Source organism: Pseudomonas sp. C321, assembly GCF_055407105.1.
In genome coordinates this window covers 111,280-128,606 of record NZ_JBUZRB010000006.1, presented here as the reverse complement: position 1 = coordinate 128,606, position 17,327 = coordinate 111,280, and the positions used below count along the sequence as shown (strand labels likewise).

Below are 17,327 nucleotides of genomic sequence, written 5' to 3'. Positions count from 1 at the left end.
GAGCCACAGTGCCCACAGTTGAAATGGAACGTCGCCAAGTGGTGGTGATTGGTGCCGGCCCGTCCGGCGCCATTGCTGCCGCGCTGCTTAAACGCAACGGGCATGATGTGTTGATCATCGAGCGCCAGCACTTCCCGCGCTTTTCCATCGGCGAAAGCCTGTTGTCCCACTGCATCGACTTCATCGAAGAAGCCGGCATGCTCGACGCGGTCAACGCTGCCGGTTTCCAGGTGAAAACCGGTGCCGCGTTTGCCTGGGGCGAGCGCTACAGCGCCTTTGATTTTGGCGACACCTTCAGCAACGGCAAACCCACCACCTTCCAGGTGCAGCGCGGCGAGTTCGACAAGCTGCTGGCGGATCAAGCGGCGTTGCAGGGCGTGGAAATTCGTTACGGCCAGACCCTCGTCGGCGTCGACTTTGCCGCAGGCAACCGCTACCTGCACATACGCCGGGAGAACGGCAGCGAGTACCATCTCAAGGCCTGTTTCGTGCTGGACGCCAGCGGTTACGGCCGCGTCCTGCCGCGCCTGTTGGACCTGGAGGCACCGTCGAACTTCCCGTTACGCCAGGCGGTATTCACCCATGTCGAGGACCGTATCGAACATCCGGGCTTCGACCGCAGCAAAATCCTCATCACCACACACCCGACCAAGCGCGATATCTGGTTCTGGACCATCCCGTTCAGCAACGGCCGTTGCTCGGTAGGTGTGGTGGCGGCCAAGGAGCATTTCGACGGCCGCGATGCAGACCTCGACGCTTGCTTGCGCAGCTTTATCGACGAAACCCCAAGCCTGTCCACAGTGCTGAAAAACGCAGTGTGGGATACCGAGGCCAGGACCATCGGCGGCTACTCGGCCAACGTCAAAGCCTTGCATGGTCCAGGCTTTGCATTGCTGGGTAACGCGGCGGAATTCCTCGACCCGGTATTTTCCTCCGGCGTGACCATCGCCATGCGGTCGGCGAGCATGGCCGCCGGCTTGCTGCACCGACAATTGCAGGGCGAAACGGTCGACTGGCAAAGCGAGTTTGCCGAGCCGTTGAAGCGTGGGGTCGACACCTTCCGTTGCTACGTCGAGGGCTGGTACGCGGGAACGTTCCAGGATGTGATTTTCCATCCCGGCAGCTCACCGGACATTCGTCGGATGATCAGTTCAATCCTCGCCGGATATGCCTGGGATGAGCGCAACCCGTTTGTCAGCGAGCCCAAACGCCGGCTGCGGATGCTCTCGGAAATCTGCGCGGGGGATGGGGTATGAGCAGCCAATACCTGAGCAAAAACTACGTCGAGGAAACCAGGTTCGGCTTCTGGTTCCTGCGTAGCCACACCTGGCAGCACCATGTGCTGCGGGTGGCAATCAACGACCTGCGCAGTTTGTTCAGCGATCCGTTACCGGTTGCGCCGGTGCTGCTGGATGCCGGTTGTGGCCAGGGCAAGTCGTTCCAGTATTTGCAGCAGGTGTTCGCCCCCGAGCGCCTGATCGGTCTGGACGCTGATCCCCACAGCCTGGACTTGAGCCGTACGGAAGCAACGCGCCAGGGCCTCGCCATCGAGTTGATCGGCAGCGACTGCGCAACATTGGACGTGGCCGATGCCAGTGTCGACATTCTGTTCTGTCACCAGACTTTCCATCACCTGGTGGAGCAGCAGCGAGCGCTGACCGAGTTCTATCGAGTGCTCAAGCCCGGCGGTTATTTGCTGTTTGCCGAGTCCACCGAGGCGTACATCGACACTTGGGTCATTCGCTGGCTGTTCCGCCATCCGATGCATGTGCAGAAAAGCGCTGCCGAGTACCTGGAGATGATTCGCGAACAGGGCTTCGAGTTCGAGTTGCAAAACGTTTCCTATCCGTACCTGTGGTGGAGCCGCTCCACGGATTTCGGCTTGCTGGAACGCTGGGGACTGCGCCGGCCCAAGCCGTTCGGCGAGCGGGAAGAAACCCTGGTTAACGTGGTCGCGCGCAAACCCCTCGCGGGCCCCGAGCAATGATCCGTGCGCTGCTGGTGGGCTGTTTTTTATTGCTGAGCGCTTGCGCCAGCCAGCCACCGTTGCCGGCGAAGAACCCAACTCTGACCTTGCCTCTGCAATTGCATGTCGAGCGCGAGCAGAACGGCCAGCGTCAGGATTGGCTGCTGGTGATCCAGCGTGAAGAGGGCGCGATTCGCTGGTCGATGATGGACCCGCTAGGCATTCCCCAGGCCAGGCAAAAGCTGATCGACGGCGCCTGGCAGGCGGACGGCTTGCTGCCCCCCAACCCTCAGGCGCGGGAGTTGTTTGCCGCGTTGCTGTTTGCCCTGACCCCGGCGAATGAAGTGCCCGGCAACTATCCTGGCGCCCGTGAGTTCGACGATATCAGGGTGCTCAAGCCCCATTGGCAGATCATTTACCAATCGCCTCAGGTGTTCACCGTGAACCTGCCCGGCCAGGACCTGAACTACCACATCACCCCGCTGGAGGCTGCCCCATGACCGCCTACCTCAATGCCCTCGGCGTGATCTGCGCCCTGGGCCGTGGCAAGGGTGAAGTCAGCCGCAACCTGTTTGTCGGAGACTGCTCCGGCATGCGCGCGGAAAGTGGTTGGGTGCCCGAGCGCATACTGCCGGTGGCCGGCGTACACGGTGAACTGGCGACGATCCCACCAGAACTGGGCCAGCAGAGCAGCCGTAATAACCAACTGCTGCTGGAAGCCGCGTTGCAGATCTTTGATGAGATCCAGCAAGCGATCGAGACTTTTGGTGCGGCGCGCATTGGCATCGTTCTCGGCACCAGCACTTCGGGTATCGACGAAGCCAGCCGCGGCATCGCTCATTACCTGCGGGACAATCAGTTCCCCAGCGACTACGACTACCAGCAACAGGAACTCAGCGCCCCGGCCAACTTCCTCGCGGACTGGCTGCAACTGAGCGGCCCGGCCTACGTCATTTCCACCGCCTGCACTTCCAGCGCCCGCGCATTGATGAGTGCCCAGCGCCTGCTGGACCTGGGCATGTGCGATGCGGTGTTGTGCGGTGGCGTCGACAGCCTGTGCAAGCTGACCCTCAATGGTTTTTCATCCCTGGAAGCGGTGTCGGCGCAGCGCTGCAATCCGTTCTCGGTGAACCGCAATGGCATCAACATCGGCGAGGCGGCGGTGCTGTTCCTGATGAGCAAGACCCCGGCGCCCATCGCCCTGCTGGGCAGCGGCGCCAGTTGCGATGCCCACCATATTTCCGCACCGGAGCCCACTGGCAAAGGTGCGCTGCAGGCGATGAGCAAGGCCTTGGCCAGCGCGAAACTGCAACCCAAGCAGATCGGCTACCTGAACCTGCACGGCACCGCGACCCAGCACAATGACGCCATGGAAAGCCTGGCCGTGGCCAGCCTGTTCCCCTTTGGGGTGGCCTGTTCCTCGACCAAACCCATGAGCGGCCATACCCTGGGCGCCGCGGGTGCGCTGGAAGTGGCGTTCTGCTGGCTGAGCCTATGCGCCGAGAACACCGCCCGCGCCTTGCCGCCTCACGTTTGGGACGGTCAGGCCGACCCCGCGCTACCCGCTTTAAAGTGGGTCGAGCCCGGTGACACCCTGGAAAAGCGCTGCCTGATGAGTAACTCCTTCGCCTTTGGCGGCAACAACGTCAGCCTGATTATCGGAGACGCCCCATGATCGATTGGCCGCTCGCCGAACTGCTGCCTCACGCCGGTGACATGATCCTGATCAATCAGGTCCTGGCGTTCGATGAAGAACAGATTCATACCCGCCTCACCGTCACACCAGGTGGCCTGTTCAACCTGGACGACGGCAGCCTGCCCGCCTGGGTTGGCGTCGAACTGATGGCGCAAAGCGTCGCCGCCTGGGCCGGTTGTCGCGCCCGGCAGAACGGTGATGAAGTGGGCTTGGGATTTCTCTTGGGCACCCGAAAATTTGAATGCAATGTGGAACGTTTTCCGGCTGGCAGCGAACTGACCATCCACGGCCTGTGCTCCCTGGAAGACGACAACGGCATGGGTGTGTTCGAATGCCACCTCACCGGGCCAGGTATCCAGGCCAGTGCACGCCTGAACGTATTTCGACCGCCACAGGCGGCTACTTATTTAGCTGAATCCGAAGGAGTCCCTTCATGACTGAATCCATACTGGTCACCGGCTCCAGCCGTGGCATAGGCCGCGCCATCGCCCTGCGCCTGGCAAAGGCCGGCCATGACATTGTGCTGCATTGCCGAAGCGGCCGGGCCGAGGCTGATACCGTCCGGGACGAAATCGAGACCTTGGGCCGCAACGCTCGGGTGCTGCAATTCGACGTATCGGATCGCGCCAGCTGCAAGGCGATTCTGGAAGCAGACGTGGAAGAACATGGCGCCTACTACGGTGTCGTGCTGAATGCCGGCCTGACTCGTGATGGTGCGTTTCCCGCCCTGTCGGAAGACGACTGGGACGTGGTGATGCGCACCAACCTCGACGGTTTCTATAACGTGCTGCACCCGGTGATGATGCCGATGATTCGTCGACGCGCAGCGGGGCGGATTGTTTGCATCACGTCGGTTTCCGGGCTGATCGGCAATCGCGGCCAGGTCAACTACAGCGCCTCGAAAGCCGGGTTGATCGGTGCCGCCAAGGCATTGGCCATTGAGCTGGGCAAGCGCAAAATCACCGTCAACTGCGTGGCCCCCGGGCTGATTGACACGGCGATGCTCGACGAAAACGTGCCACTGGAAGAACTGATGAAGATGATCCCCGCCCAGCGCATGGGCACCCCGGAAGAAGTCGCCGGCGCAGTGAATTTTCTGATGTCGGCCGAGGCGAGCTACATCACCCGTCAGGTGCTGGCCGTCAACGGAGGCCTGTGTTGATGAAGCGCGTGGTCGTCACCGGCATGGCCGGCATCACGTCCCTGGGTAGGGATTGGGACAGCATCGCGGCGAACTTTCGTGCCAAGCGCAGCGGTATTCGGCGCATGGATGAGTGGGATCGGTTTACCGAGTTGAATACACGGCTGGCGGGGCCGATCGATGATTTCGTGGTGCCGGCCCACTGGACTCGCAAGCAGCTGCGCAGCATGGGCCGGGTCTCGCGCCTGGCAGTATGGGCGGCGGAGCAAGCGTTGCAGGACGCCGGTTTGCTGGGCGACGAGTCGATCAAGGACGGTCGCATGGGTGTTGCTTGCGGCTCATCCACCGGCAGCACCGATGAGATCAAGGCCTTCGGTAATATGCTGCTCAACTCGGTGGCGCAAGGGCTGAATGCCAACTCCTACGTGCGGATGATGCCCCACACCACCGCGGCGAATATCAGCATCTTCTTCGGCCTTACCGGGCGCCTGATTCCCACGTCCAGCGCCTGCACCAGCGGCAGCCAGGGCATCGGCTACGCCTATGAAGCCATCAAGTTCGGCCGCCTGCCGCTGATGCTCGCCGGCGGCGCCGAAGAGCTGTGCCCCACCGAAGCCATGGTGTTCGATGCGCTCTACGCCACCAGCCTGAAAAACGACGCTCCGCAAACCAGCCCGCGTCCTTATGACAGTGGACGCGACGGCCTGGTGATCGGCGAAGGCGGCGGCATGCTGGTACTTGAAGAACTGGAACACGCCTTGGCCCGCGGCGCACACATCCACGCCGAAGTGGTGGGTTTTGGCAGCAACGCCGACGGCCAGCACACCACCCGTCCCGAACAGGTCACCATGCGCCGGGCAATGGAACTGGCGCTGGAAGATGCCGGCCTGGCACCTGACGCCATTGGCTATGTGAACGGCCACGGCACTGCCACGGAACAGGGCGATATCGCCGAAACCCAGGCCACCTGCAGCCTGTTCGGCAGCCGCATGCCCATCAGTTCGCAGAAGAGCTTCCTCGGCCACACCCTGGGCGCCTGTGGTGCGCTGGAGTCCTGGTTCAGCATCGAAATGATGAACCACGACCTGTACGTGCCCACCTTCAACCTCGATGAAGTGGACCCACGCTGCGGCGAACTGGATTACCTGCGCGGCGAGTTTCGCGAGATGCACAACGACTACGTGATGAACAACAACTTTGCCTTTGGCGGCGTTAACACTTCGCTGATCTTTCGCCGCTGGCAGTAAGCTTTTTTAACTGATTGGAGAAACGGAATGTCTTCCCTGTTACGTGCCACCCTCATCGCCCTGGCCCTGCTGACCGCCGCTGGCTGCACCAGCAAGCCGGTGCTCAACACCCAGACCGACATCCCGGCCAACGTCCAGGCCAGCGACGAGAAGGTCAAGCAGGCGATCCTCGCGGCCCTTGAGAAACGCGAATGGACCGTGCAGCGCGCTGATCCGCAACTGATCCAGGCCGAGATCACCGTACGCAACCAGTACCACGCTGAAATCGACATCCGCTACACCCGCACCAGCTACGCCATCACCTACCGCGACAGCCGCGACCTGGGCTACAAGAACGGCAAGATCCATCGCAACTACAACCGTTGGATCAGCATGCTGGATCGGGACATCCTGGCCGGCTTGCGCGCCAATGGGGTGACGGGTGTGAGTGGCAGCAACACGAGCCCGGCAGCGCAGTTGTTCAAGGAGACCGGGACTTCGAAGCAGAATTGAGGCATTTGCTACTTGCCCCCTGAAACGACAAAGGGCGCCTTTCGGCGCCCTCTTCACAAACAGGTTGGCTTGTCATCGCCACTTCCTGCCTGGCTCTACGATGGCTGGTTGCCCAGGATCCTCAGAGTCTCACAAGCCCCTTTCGGGAACCCGGCCAGTATGCCTGAAAACAGGTAATCGGCAATTGGTGTCATATCGCCGCTCATCACGTCTGACACTCATCACAACCCCAACGCACTGCGCACCGCCGCTTTCACTGCCAAGAATTGCTCACTGGTAAGTTCGGCTATTTTGTAAATGCGTTTTCCATGCCGATCTTTGCTCTTGATCCGATCAAGCCTGCCTAGATTAACGGTAGCGACGATATCGCATTTCGCCCAACAGACCGGACTCGCTCCTTGCAAATGGCTTTCCAACTGAAAATGGTGCTCAAGCACCGTTCGCGGTTCCGTGGTGCTCAAGGGCACCACTGTTACCAACAACTTATTGGCCCTGTGCTTGCGTATCACAAAGAAGCGATTCTGCGTAAATCCACAACAAACTACTAAGACGGTTCCGTTACTTGAGATGTGATCGTCGCTACACCACTGCCTTACGCGTCAGCAACTCGACAAACGCCTTGGCCATGGGCGATGGCTGGCCCTTGCGCTGTACCAGCCACACCGCCGTCACCGCTTCCTGATCAAGCAGGGTGCGGTAGACCACGCCATCAATACGGATGCGCTGATAGGACGCAGGCAGGACCGAGACACCCAGGCCGGCGGCGACCAAACCGATGATGGTCATGGCCTCCCCCGCTTCCTGGGCGAAGTGCGGGCTGAAGCCGGCGTCGCGGGCCAGGTTAAGTAACTGGGCGTACAAACCACTGCCATAGGTGCGCGGGAAAAATACAAAAGGCTCGTCTGCCAATTGCGCCAGATGCAAACCGCGCTCGCTACCGTCCACCAGTGGGTGACCTGCGTTAAGAACAGCCACCAGCGGCTCACGCATCAACTCCACAACGCTCAAGGAGTCCGGCAACGGCAACGGCCGCATCAACCCAACCTGGATCGACTCGTCCACCAGCGACTCAGCCACCTCGGTACTGCTCATTTCCTGCAAACTCAGATGCACCGCCGGGAAGGCCTGGCGAAAGGCGAAGATCGCCTGTGGGATGCTGGAGTTGAACGGCGCAGAAGAGGTGAAGCCGATCTTCAGTTCGCCCAACTCCCCCAGTTGCGCACGACGCGCCACGTCCGCCGCTTTACCGACCTGGGCCAGCACCAATCGCGCCTCTTGCAGGAACAGTCGCCCCGCTTCGCTCAGTTCGACCCGGCGATTGGTACGCTCAAATAAACGAGCGCCAATTTCTTGTTCCAACGCCTGGATCTGCTGGCTCAGCGGCGGCTGCGAGATGCCCAGCACCTGAGCCGCGCGGCCGAAATGCAGCTCTTCGGCAACGGCGATGAAGTAACGCAGATGGCGCAATTCCATGGAAATCCTATTAGGTCGTAAAAGCTATCAAACAGGTCGAACAATATATTGGAAAGAATCATTAGGCAGCTATATTCTTTTTCCCATCGCCAGCCCTGGCTGCTTTTCCTCCCCGAGGTCCCGCGTGAAATCTGCTGTCGCTCCACTCGCTCAAGAAGTCCCGCCCACCGCCCTGGATGAGGTGGTGGCGCAGCTTAATGAGCAGTACATCGAAAAAGGCACGCCGATGTTCATGCGCACAGTGCTGGCGCTGTTTTCCGGCGGCTTCGCCACCTTCGCCTTGCTCTATTGCGTGCAGCCGATGATGCCCGCGCTGTCCCACGAGTTTTCCATCAATGCCGCGCAGAGCAGCCTGATTCTTTCGGTGGCCACCGGCATGCTGGCCTTTGGTTTGCTGATTACCGGTCCGATTTCCGACACCCTTGGGCGCAAGCGAGTGATGGTTGCTGCACTGTTCTGCGCCGCACTGTGCACCATCGCCAGCGGCCTGATGCCCACTTGGGAAGGGATTTTGCTGATGCGGGCTCTGGTCGGCCTGTCCTTAAGTGGCCTGGCCGCCGTGGCGATGACCTACCTGAGCGAAGAAATACATCCACAACACATCGGCCTGGCCATGGGCTTGTACATCGGTGGCAACGCCATCGGCGGCATGAGCGGGCGCTTGATCATTGGCGTACTGATCGACTTCGTCAGCTGGCACACAGCGATGTTGATAATCGGCGCCCTGGCGCTGATCGCGGCCACGGTGTTCTGGAAAATCCTCCCCGAATCGCGCAACTTCCGCGCCAGTACCCTGAACCCGCGCAGCCTGCTGGACGGTTTCACCATGCACTTCAAGGACGCCGGCCTGCCGTGGCTGTTTCTCGAAGCGTTCCTGCTCATGGGCAGCTTCGTCACCCTGTTCAACTACATCGGCTATCGCTTGCTGGCAGATCCGTATGACCTGAGCCAAGCCGTAGTGGGCTTGCTGTCGCTGGTGTACCTGTCGGGCATCTATAGCTCGGCAAAAATCGGCTCACTGGCCGACCGTTTGGGCCGTCGGCGGGTGCTCTGGGCCACCATCGTGCTGATGCTCGCCGGCATCACCCTGACGCTGTTTACGCCGCTGGTGCTGGTGATCGTCGGCATGTTGATGTTCACGTTTGGTTTCTTCGGCGCCCACTCGGTGGCCAGCAGCTGGATCGGCCGGCGCGCGCTGAAAGCCAAGGGCCAGGCCTCGTCGTTGTACCTGTTCAGTTATTACGCCGGGTCGAGCATTGCCGGGACGGCGGGTGGGATTTTCTGGCACTACGCGGGGTGGAGCGGGATCGGCGGCTTTATCACCAGCCTCCTGGTGATTGCTTTGCTGGTGGCATTGCACCTGAGCAAACTGCCGGCAAAAAACGAAAAGGGCCGCTAAGCGGCCCTGTGGAGATTTGAGTCAGCGGTCAGTTGATAATTTCCACACGGTCAACATCGATCTCACGGCTCATCAGGCCCTTGTCGACCTCACCGGTCAGCTTGACCTGGGTCTTCTCATCGAAGGGAACGGGTGGCAGGTCCTCATCATCGATTTCCACAGCGATGGTCCCGGTGGTGTCCTTGAACTCGTACTTCTCGTGGTCTTTGAGACGACTGACGATATGACCTTGCAATACCACGGGAGTGTCGTCGGATGCGGCTTGGGCGCCAGCAACAGTGACCACCGATTGCGCACCGGGACCAGTGTAACCAGCACCCGCCAGGGCAGCGGTGCTAAACAAGGGGGCCAACAGGAGAGCGAGGTAACGGGTTTTCATGGGAGTGATCCAATCTGGGTTTCGATGGGGTCAGCATAAACACCGTGGCTGAATTGAAACTTAATGCAAAACGCCCGGCACAGGCCAGGCGTTATTTGTTATCGCAACTTGGTTACTCGTGATATTGCGCCGACAACTCATGCACCGCCCGCATGAATGCGCCAGCGTGCTCCGGATCAACTTCCGGCGTAATCCCGTGACCAAGGTTGAACACATGGCCGCTGCCTTTGCCGTAGCTGGCGAGGATACGGCCGACTTCGGTGCGGATCGCTTCCGGCTTGGCGTACAGCACAGTCGGGTCCATGTTGCCTTGCAGCGCCACTTGGCCGCCCACGCGACGGCGGGCTTCGCCGATGTCGCAGGTCCAATCCAGACCCAGTGCGTCCGCGCCAGCATCAGCGATGCTTTCCAGCCACAGGCCGCCGCCCTTGGTGAACAGGATCACCGGCACCTTGCGACCTTCATGTTCGCGGATCAGGCCGCTGACGATTTTGCGCATGTAGGCCAGGGAGAATTCCTGGTACGCCGCCGCCGACAGGTTGCCACCCCAAGTGTCGAAGATCTGCACCGCTTGGGCGCCCGCCATGATCTGGCCGTTGAGGTAGGAGATGACCGACTGCGCCAGCTTGTCCAGCAACAGATGCATGGCTTGCGGGTTGTCGTAGAGCATGGCCTTGGTCTTGCGGAAGTCTTTCGACGAGCCGCCTTCGACCATGTAGGTGGCCAGGGTCCACGGGCTGCCGGAGAAGCCGATCAGCGGCACGCGGCCGTTCAGCTCACGGCGAATGGTGCTGACCGCGTCCATGACGTAGCCCAGGTCCTTGTGAGGATCGGGGATCGGCAGGGCTTCGATGTCGGCCAGGGTGCTGACGACTTTCTTGAAACGCGGGCCTTCGCCGGTTTCAAAGTACAGGCCTTGGCCCATGGCGTCAGGGATGGTCAGGATATCGGAGAAGAGGATGGCCGCATCCAGTTGTGGATAACGGTCCAGCGGCTGCATGGTGACTTCGCAGGCGAACTCCGGGTTCATGCACAGGCTCATGAAGTCGCCGGCTTTGGCGCGGCTGGCGCGGTACTCCGGCAGGTAGCGACCGGCTTGACGCATCATCCACACAGGGGTGACGTCAACAGGTTGCTTGAGCAGGGCACGAAGGAAACGGTCGTTCTTGAGGGCAGTCATGTCGGCATCCGCATAAAAAGTGCGGGCATTTTCTCAGAGCGAGACGCAGAAAGACAGTGACCGGTGACCAGCTGCAAGCTGCAAGTTAAAAGCGAGTTGCCTCAACTTGTAGCTTGCAGCTTGTCGCTGACGTCGTCAGACGTTCAGATAATCCAGGATCCCTTCGGCGGCAGTGCGGCCTTCGAAGATCGCCGTCACCACCAGGTCAGAACCGCGAACCATATCGCCACCGGCGAAAATTTTCGGGTTGCTGGTCTGGTGTTTGTACTGGGCTTGTTCCGGAGCCACGACGCGGCCCTGGCTGTCGGTCTGGATGCTGAACTGCTCAAACCAAGGCGCCGGGCTTGGACGGAAGCCGAAGGCGATGACCACGGCGTCAGCCGGGATGATCTCTTCGGAACCCGGGATCGGCTCGGGGCTGCGACGGCCACGGGCATCCGGTTCGCCGAGACGGGTCTCGACCACTTTCACGCCTTCGACGCGATCTTCACCCACAATGGCGATCGGCTGGCGGTTGTAGAGGAATTTCACGCCTTCTTCCTTGGCGTTCTTCACCTCTTTGCGCGAGCCCGGCATGTTGGCTTCGTCACGACGATAAGCACAGGTCACCGACTTGGCACCCTGGCGAATCGAGGTACGGTTGCAGTCCATCGCCGTGTCGCCACCGCCCAGTACCACGACCTTTTTGCCTTTCATGTCGACGAAGTCTTCCGGCGACTTTTCAAAGCCCAGGTTGCGGTTGACGTTGGCAATCAGGAAGTCCAAAGCGTCGTAGACGCCCGGCAGGTCCTCACCGGCAAAGCCGCCCTTCATGTAGGTGTAGGTGCCCATGCCCATGAACACGGCATCGTATTCTTCGAGCAGTTGCTCCATGGTCACGTCTTTGCCGATCTCGGTGTTGAGACGGAACTCGATGCCCATGCCGGTGAACACTTCGCGACGGTGGCTCAGTACGGTCTTTTCCAGCTTGAACTCAGGGATGCCGAAGGTCAGCAGGCCACCGATTTCCGGGTTCTTGTCGAACACCACCGGGGTCACGCCGGCACGCACCAGTACGTCGGCACAGCCCAGGCCCGCAGGCCCGGCACCGATGATCGCCACACGTTTGCCGGTGGGCTTGACCTTGGACATGTCCGGGCGCCAGCCCATGGCGAACGCGGTGTCGGTGATGTACTTCTCCACCGAACCGATGGTCACCGCCCCAAAACCGTCGTTGAGGGTGCAGGCACCCTCACACAGACGATCCTGTGGGCACACCCGGCCGCAGACTTCCGGCAAGGTGTTGGTCTGGTGGGATAGCTCGGCGGCGGCGAGGATATTGCCCTCGGCCACCAATTTGAGCCAGTTGGGAATGAAGTTGTGCACCGGGCACTTCCATTCGCAATACGGGTTACCGCAACCCAGGCAGCGGTGGGCCTGGTCGGCCGAGTGCTGGGGTTTGAAGGGTTCGTAGATTTCCACGAACTCTTTCTTGCGTTGACGCAACAGTTTCTTCTTCGGATCTTTGCGCCCGACATCGATGAATTGGAAGTCGTTGCTGAGACGTTCGGCCATCTTCAAAACCTCTTACACGACAGCTTCAAGCTACAAGCTTGAAGCTGCAAGAAAATCACATTAGTCCGGCACACCGCGCACTGTTTCAAGCTTGCCGCTTGCCGCTGCGTCGTTTATTGCGGACTCGCACGAGTACTGGAGAGCAAAGATTTCAAACTCGCCGCCTTAGGTTTGACGAGCCAGAAACGACGCAGGTAGTCATCAAGGTTTTCAGCGAGGTTACGGCCCCATTCGCTGTTGGTTTCCTCGACGTATTCGTTCAGCACATGCTGCAAGTGGTTGCGATAGGATTCCATCGCTTCGCCGCTGATTCGCTGGATGTCCACCAGCTCGTGGTTGACCTTGTCGACGAAGGTGTTGTCCTGGTCCAACACGTAGGCGAAGCCGCCGGTCATGCCCGAACCGAAGTTGTAGCCAGTCTTGCCCAGAACGGCGACGAAACCACCGGTCATATACTCGCAGCAGTGATCGCCAGTGCCTTCCACCACGGTGTGAGCACCGGAGTTACGCACCGCGAATCGCTCGCCGGCAGTACCCGCTGCGAACAGCTTGCCGCCGGTCGCGCCATACAGGCAGGTGTTACCGATGATGGCACTGTCCTGCGTCTTGTAGATGCTGCCCACCGGCGGAACGATCACCAGCTTACCGCCGGTCATGCCCTTGCCCACGTAGTCGTTGGCGTCGCCTTCCAGGTACATGTTCAGGCCGCCGGCGTTCCAAACGCCGAAGCTCTGGCCAGCGGTGCCCTTGAAGCGGAAGGTGATCGGCGCCTTGGCCATGCCCTGGTTGCCGTGTTTACGGGCGATTTCACCGGAGATCCGCGCGCCGATGGAACGGTCACAGTTGCAGATATCCAGGACGAATTCGCCGCCGCTGGCATCGTTGATCGACGAAATGGCCATCTCGACCATCTTCTCGGCCAACAGGCCTTTGTCGAACGGCGGGTTGCGTTCCACCTGGCAGAATTGTGGTTTGTCGGCCGGAATGTGATCGCTGCCCAATAGCGGCGTCAGGTCCAGGTGCTGCTGCTTGGCCGTCTGGCCTTCGAGGATTTCCAACAGATCGGTACGGCCGATCAGCTCTTCGAGGGTGCGCACGCCCAGCTTGGCCAACCACTCACGGGTTTCTTCGGCGACGTAGGTGAAGAAATTCACCACCATGTCGACGGTGCCGATGTAGTGATCCTTGCGCAGCTTCTCGTTCTGGGTAGCGACGCCAGTGGCGCAGTTGTTCAGGTGGCAGATGCGCAGGTATTTGCAGCCCAGGGCGATCATCGGTGCGGTGCCGAAGCCGAAGCTTTCAGCGCCGAGGATGGCGGCCTTGATCACGTCGAGGCCGGTTTTCAGGCCGCCGTCGGTTTGCACCCGAACCTTGCCGCGCAGGTCGTTGCCACGCAGGGTTTGGTGAGTTTCTGCAAGCCCCAGTTCCCATGGTGCGCCAGCGTACTTGATGGAGGTCAGCGGCGATGCGCCGGTGCCGCCGTCGTAGCCGGAGATGGTGATCAGGTCGGCATAGGCCTTGGCCACACCGGCGGCGATAGTACCGACGCCGGCTTCTGCTACTAGCTTCACCGAGACCAGGGCCTTGGGGTTGACTTGTTTCAAGTCGAAAATCAGCTGCGACAAATCCTCGATGGAGTAGATGTCGTGGTGCGGCGGTGGCGAAATCAGGGTCACGCCAGGCACAGCGTAACGCAGCTTGGCGATCAGGCCGTTGACCTTGCCGCCTGGCAACTGGCCGCCCTCGCCTGGCTTGGCGCCTTGGGCAACCTTGATTTGCAGCACTTCGGCGTTGACCAGGTATTCCGGGGTCACACCGAAACGGCCAGTAGCCACCTGCTTGATTTTCGAGCTCTTGATGGTGCCGTAACGCGCCGGGTCTTCACCACCTTCGCCGGAGTTGGAACGCGCACCTAGGCGGTTCATGGCTTCGGCCAGGGCTTCGTGAGCCTCAGGCGACAAGGCGCCCAGGGAAATACCGGCGGAGTCGAAACGCTTGAGGATCGATTCCAGAGGCTCGATCTCGCTGATGGCCAGTGGCGTGTCCAGGGTTTTCACCTTGAACATATCGCGGATCATCGACACCGGGCGGTTATCCACCAGCGCGGTGTATTCCTTAAACTTGGCGTAGTCGCCTTGCTGCACAGCGGCTTGCAAGGTGCTGACCACGTCAGGGTTGTAGGCGTGATATTCACCACCGTGGACGAACTTCAGCAGGCCGCCTTGCTGGATCGGCTTGCGCGCGCTCCAGGCTTCGGCTGCCAGGGCTTTCTGTTCGGCTTCGATGTCGACGAAACGCGCACCCTTGATGCGGCTCGGCACGCCACGGAAGCTCATGTCGCAGACTTCTTCCGACAGGCCGATGGCTTCGAACAACTGAGCACCGCGATAAGACGTGATGGTGGAGATGCCCATCTTCGACAGGATCTTCAGCAGGCCCTTGGTGATGCCTTTACGGTAGTTCTTGAACACCTCATAGAGGTCGCCCAGCACTTCACCGGTACGGATCAGGTCGCCCAGCACTTCGTACGCGAGGAACGGGTAGACCGCCGAGGCGCCGAAACCGATCAATACAGCGAAGTGGTGCGGGTCGCGGGCGGTGGCGGTTTCCACGAGGATGTTGGAGTCGCAACGCAGGCCTTTTTCAGTCAGGCGGTGATGCACCGCGCCGGTGGCCAGGGAAGCGTGGATCGGCAACTTGCCCGGGGCGATATGACGGTCGGTCAGCACGATCTGGGTACGACCAGCGCGCACGGCTTCTTCAGCCTGATCGGCGACGTTACGCACCGCAGCTTCCAGGCCGATGCTCTCGTCGTAGTTCAGGTCGATGATCTGCCGGTCAAAGCCTGGACGCTCCAGGGTCATCAACGAACGCCACTTGGCCGGGGAAATGACCGGCGAGCTGAGGATCACGCGGGAGGCGTGCTCTGGCGATTCCTGGAAGATATTGCGCTCGGCGCCGAGGCAGATTTCCAGGGACATGACGATGGCTTCACGCAGCGGGTCGATCGGCGGGTTGGTCACCTGGGCGAACTGCTGGCGGAAATAGTCATACGGCGTACGCACACGCTGGGACAGCACGGCCATTGGCGTGTCGTCACCCATGGAGCCGACGGCTTCGTAGCCTTGCTCGCCCAGTGGGCGCAGCACCTGGTCGCGCTCTTCGAACGTGACCTGGTACATCTTCATGTACTGCTTGAGTTGGTCGACGTCGTAGAAAGCCGAGCCGTGGTCGTTGTCTTCCATGGTCGACTGAATGCGCAGAGCGTTCTTGCGCAGCCATTGCTTGTACGGATGACGGGACTTCAAGCGGTTGTCGATGGCGTCGGTGTCGAGAACCTGCCCGGTTTCAGTGTCCACAGCCAGGATCTGCCCAGGGCCTACGCGGCCCTTGGCGATGACGTCTTCGGGCTGGTAATTCCAGACGCCAACTTCCGAAGCCAGGGTGATAAAGCCGTTGGTGGTGGTGACCCAACGCGCCGGGCGCAGACCGTTACGGTCCAGCAGGCACACCGCGTAGCGGCCATCAGTCATCACGACACCCGCCGGGCCGTCCCACGGCTCCATGTGCATGGAGTTGTACTCATAGAACGCCCGAAGATCGGGGTCCATGGTCTCGACGTTCTGCCACGCAGGCGGAATGATCATGCGTACGCCACGGAACAGGTCGATGCCGCCGGTGACCATCAGTTCCAGCATGTTGTCCATGCTGGAGGAGTCGGAACCCACGCGATTGACCAGCGGGCCCAGCTCTTCGAGGTCCATCAAATCATTGGCGAACTTGGTGCGTCGGGCTACGGCCCAGTTGCGGTTACCGGTGATGGTGTTGATCTCGCCGTTATGGGCGAGGAACCGAAATGGCTGGGCCAGCGGCCATTTCGGCAGGGTGTTGGTGGAGAAGCGCTGATGGAACACGCAGATTGCGGTTTGCAGGCGCTCGTCGCTCAGGTCTGGATAGAAGGCGGTCAAATCCGCCGGCATCATCAGGCCTTTATAAATAATGGTCTTGTGGGAAAAGCTGCAGATGTAGTGGTCGGTGTCGGCAGCGTTGGCTACGGACGAACGACGACGGGAAGTGAACAGCTTGATCGCCATGTCCTGATCGCTGAAACCGTCGCCGGAGATGAACACTTGTTCGATCTGCGGCAGACGCTCCAGGGCCAGGCGGCCGAGGACGCTGGTGTCGATGGGCACTTTGCGCCAGCCAACGAGTTGCAGGCCGGCAGCCAGGATCTCGCGGTTCATGTTCTCGCGAGCAGCTTGGGCTTTTACCGGGTCCTGGTTGAAAAACACCATGCCCACGGCGTACTGCTTGGGCAAGTCGGCACCGAAATGCTCCTTAGCGATTGCACGCAGGAACTGGTCGGGCTTTTGAATCAGCAAGCCGCAACCGTCACCGGTCTTGCCGTCGGCGTTGATCCCACCGCGGTGGGTCATGCAGGTCAGGGCCTCGATGGCCGTTTGCAGAAGGGTATGACTGGGCTCGCCCTGCATATGGGCAATCAGGCCGAAACCGCAGTTATCCTTGAATTCATCGGGTTGGTACAGACCTGCTTTCATAGACACTTTCTCACCAGGCTGCCTCTTTGAACGAGGCAAATTTCTTTTCAATTCAACCCGTTACCTTCCACGCCGGACGTACGCCGGCTTTGCGGGGGCAAAAGGGAGGTCATTGTACACACCGACACAGACGCTCACAAATTTAGCGACGAACTGTCGCAAATCTATGTCGCATTTATGAAAGGTTTAAAGCGATATGCTGTGCTAGTCAAAACTTTTTTAATTCTGACCGCTACGACTC

At 60.4% G+C, this 17,327-nt stretch carries 15 protein-coding genes; 9 read left to right on the top strand and 6 right to left on the bottom strand.

The genetic code is table 11. The features are described 5' to 3' along the window. The first annotated feature begins 8 nt into the window (after positions 1 to 8). Genes ACZRJ6_RS18805 through ACZRJ6_RS18770 form a run of 8 tightly spaced genes read left to right on the top strand, consistent with a single transcriptional unit; the run spans position 9 to position 6,542 of the window. On the top strand, positions 9 to 1,256 hold the full coding sequence (locus ACZRJ6_RS18805; protein WP_463969036.1) for an NAD(P)/FAD-dependent oxidoreductase: 1,248 nt from the start codon (positions 9 to 11) through the stop codon (positions 1,254 to 1,256). After that, the gene (locus ACZRJ6_RS18800) at positions 1,253 to 1,987 is read left to right on the top strand and encodes a class I SAM-dependent methyltransferase (RefSeq protein ID WP_463969035.1); all 735 of its coding nucleotides are present in this window, start codon (positions 1,253 to 1,255) and stop codon (positions 1,985 to 1,987) included. The genes ACZRJ6_RS18805 and ACZRJ6_RS18800 overlap by 4 nt, the downstream gene beginning before the upstream one ends. Next, the gene (locus tag ACZRJ6_RS18795) at positions 1,984 to 2,466 is read left to right on the top strand and encodes a hypothetical protein (protein WP_463969034.1); all 483 of its coding nucleotides are present in this window, start codon (positions 1,984 to 1,986) and stop codon (positions 2,464 to 2,466) included. Before ACZRJ6_RS18800 ends, ACZRJ6_RS18795 begins: the two co-directional genes overlap by 4 nt. Further along, positions 2,463 to 3,641: a beta-ketoacyl-[acyl-carrier-protein] synthase family protein gene (locus tag ACZRJ6_RS18790; protein WP_463969033.1), complete on the top strand. Its 1,179-nt coding sequence runs from the start codon at positions 2,463 to 2,465 to the stop codon at positions 3,639 to 3,641. Before ACZRJ6_RS18795 ends, ACZRJ6_RS18790 begins: the two co-directional genes overlap by 4 nt. Continuing rightward, positions 3,638 to 4,099, top strand: a complete 462-nt coding sequence (locus tag ACZRJ6_RS18785) for a hotdog family protein (RefSeq protein WP_463969032.1) — start codon at positions 3,638 to 3,640, stop codon at positions 4,097 to 4,099. The genes ACZRJ6_RS18790 and ACZRJ6_RS18785 overlap by 4 nt, the downstream gene beginning before the upstream one ends. Continuing rightward, on the top strand, positions 4,096 to 4,824 hold the full coding sequence (gene fabG / locus ACZRJ6_RS18780) for a 3-oxoacyl-ACP reductase FabG (RefSeq protein ID WP_463969031.1): 729 nt from the start codon (positions 4,096 to 4,098) through the stop codon (positions 4,822 to 4,824). Before ACZRJ6_RS18785 ends, fabG begins: the two co-directional genes overlap by 4 nt. Next, on the top strand, positions 4,824 to 6,050 hold the full coding sequence (locus ACZRJ6_RS18775; RefSeq protein ID WP_463969030.1) for a beta-ketoacyl-ACP synthase: 1,227 nt from the start codon (positions 4,824 to 4,826) through the stop codon (positions 6,048 to 6,050). The genes fabG and ACZRJ6_RS18775 overlap by 1 nt, the downstream gene beginning before the upstream one ends. 27 nt (positions 6,051 to 6,077) lie before the next feature. Beyond that, complete coding sequence (locus tag ACZRJ6_RS18770) at positions 6,078 to 6,542, top strand: hypothetical protein (protein ID WP_149411242.1); 465 nt, start codon at positions 6,078 to 6,080, stop codon at positions 6,540 to 6,542. 221 nt (positions 6,543 to 6,763) lie between these two features. On the opposite strand, the gene ACZRJ6_RS18765 is transcribed toward ACZRJ6_RS18770, so the two are convergent. Together ACZRJ6_RS18765 and ACZRJ6_RS18760 are read right to left on the bottom strand one after the other, a co-directional pair. Continuing rightward, positions 6,764 to 7,051 carry a type II toxin-antitoxin system PemK/MazF family toxin gene (locus tag ACZRJ6_RS18765; protein ID WP_463969029.1) on the bottom strand — a complete coding sequence of 96 codons (288 nt, stop codon included), beginning with the start codon at positions 7,049 to 7,051 and terminating at the stop codon, positions 6,764 to 6,766. A gap of 70 nt (positions 7,052 to 7,121) precedes the next feature. Beyond that, the gene (locus tag ACZRJ6_RS18760) at positions 7,122 to 8,015 is read right to left on the bottom strand and encodes a LysR family transcriptional regulator (protein WP_463969028.1); all 894 of its coding nucleotides are present in this window, start codon (positions 8,013 to 8,015) and stop codon (positions 7,122 to 7,124) included. Between the two features lie 124 nt (positions 8,016 to 8,139). Between ACZRJ6_RS18760 and ACZRJ6_RS18755 the strand changes: the two genes are divergently transcribed. Beyond that, complete coding sequence (locus tag ACZRJ6_RS18755; protein ID WP_463969027.1) at positions 8,140 to 9,414, top strand: MFS transporter; 1,275 nt, start codon at positions 8,140 to 8,142, stop codon at positions 9,412 to 9,414. A 28-nt stretch (positions 9,415 to 9,442) separates the two neighbouring features. Here the strand turns inward: ACZRJ6_RS18755 and ACZRJ6_RS18750 are convergent, their stop codons facing one another. The 4 genes from ACZRJ6_RS18750 to gltB form a co-directional block, all read right to left on the bottom strand. After that, positions 9,443 to 9,793, bottom strand: a complete 351-nt coding sequence (locus ACZRJ6_RS18750) for a YgiW/YdeI family stress tolerance OB fold protein (RefSeq protein ID WP_463969026.1) — start codon at positions 9,791 to 9,793, stop codon at positions 9,443 to 9,445. 112 nt (positions 9,794 to 9,905) lie between these two features. Beyond that, the gene (gene hemE, locus ACZRJ6_RS18745) at positions 9,906 to 10,973 is read right to left on the bottom strand and encodes a uroporphyrinogen decarboxylase (RefSeq protein WP_133101327.1); all 1,068 of its coding nucleotides are present in this window, start codon (positions 10,971 to 10,973) and stop codon (positions 9,906 to 9,908) included. A 135-nt stretch (positions 10,974 to 11,108) separates the two neighbouring features. Further along, positions 11,109 to 12,527: an FAD-dependent oxidoreductase gene (locus ACZRJ6_RS18740; protein WP_463969025.1), complete on the bottom strand. Its 1,419-nt coding sequence runs from the start codon at positions 12,525 to 12,527 to the stop codon at positions 11,109 to 11,111. 113 nt (positions 12,528 to 12,640) lie between these two features. Beyond that, a complete protein-coding gene (gltB, locus tag ACZRJ6_RS18735) occupies positions 12,641 to 17,086 on the bottom strand; it encodes a glutamate synthase large subunit (RefSeq protein WP_463969024.1) in 4,446 nt (1,481 codons plus the stop codon). Between the last annotated feature and the right edge of the window lie 241 nt (positions 17,087 to 17,327).

Bases quoted from the DNA above. Each gene is read 5' to 3' on its own strand.
- ACZRJ6_RS18800 (WP_463969035.1), top strand. From the start codon at position 1,253: ATGAGCAGCCAATACCTGAGCAAAAACTACGTCGAGGAAACCAGGTTC.
- ACZRJ6_RS18795 (WP_463969034.1), top strand. From the start codon at position 1,984: ATGATCCGTGCGCTGCTGGTGGGCTGTTTTTTATTGCTGAGCGCTTGC.
- ACZRJ6_RS18790 (WP_463969033.1), top strand. From the start codon at position 2,463: ATGACCGCCTACCTCAATGCCCTCGGCGTGATCTGCGCCCTGGGCCGT.
- ACZRJ6_RS18785 (WP_463969032.1), top strand. From the start codon at position 3,638: ATGATCGATTGGCCGCTCGCCGAACTGCTGCCTCACGCCGGTGACATG.
- fabG (WP_463969031.1), top strand. From the start codon at position 4,096: ATGACTGAATCCATACTGGTCACCGGCTCCAGCCGTGGCATAGGCCGC.
- ACZRJ6_RS18775 (WP_463969030.1), top strand. From the start codon at position 4,824: ATGAAGCGCGTGGTCGTCACCGGCATGGCCGGCATCACGTCCCTGGGT.
- ACZRJ6_RS18770 (WP_149411242.1), top strand. From the start codon at position 6,078: ATGTCTTCCCTGTTACGTGCCACCCTCATCGCCCTGGCCCTGCTGACC.
- ACZRJ6_RS18760 (WP_463969028.1), bottom strand. From the start codon at position 8,015: ATGGAATTGCGCCATCTGCGTTACTTCATCGCCGTTGCCGAAGAGCTG.
- ACZRJ6_RS18750 (WP_463969026.1), bottom strand. From the start codon at position 9,793: ATGAAAACCCGTTACCTCGCTCTCCTGTTGGCCCCCTTGTTTAGCACC.
- hemE (WP_133101327.1), bottom strand. From the start codon at position 10,973: ATGACTGCCCTCAAGAACGACCGTTTCCTTCGTGCCCTGCTCAAGCAA.
- ACZRJ6_RS18740 (WP_463969025.1), bottom strand. From the start codon at position 12,527: ATGGCCGAACGTCTCAGCAACGACTTCCAATTCATCGATGTCGGGCGC.
- gltB (WP_463969024.1), bottom strand. From the start codon at position 17,086: ATGAAAGCAGGTCTGTACCAACCCGATGAATTCAAGGATAACTGCGGT.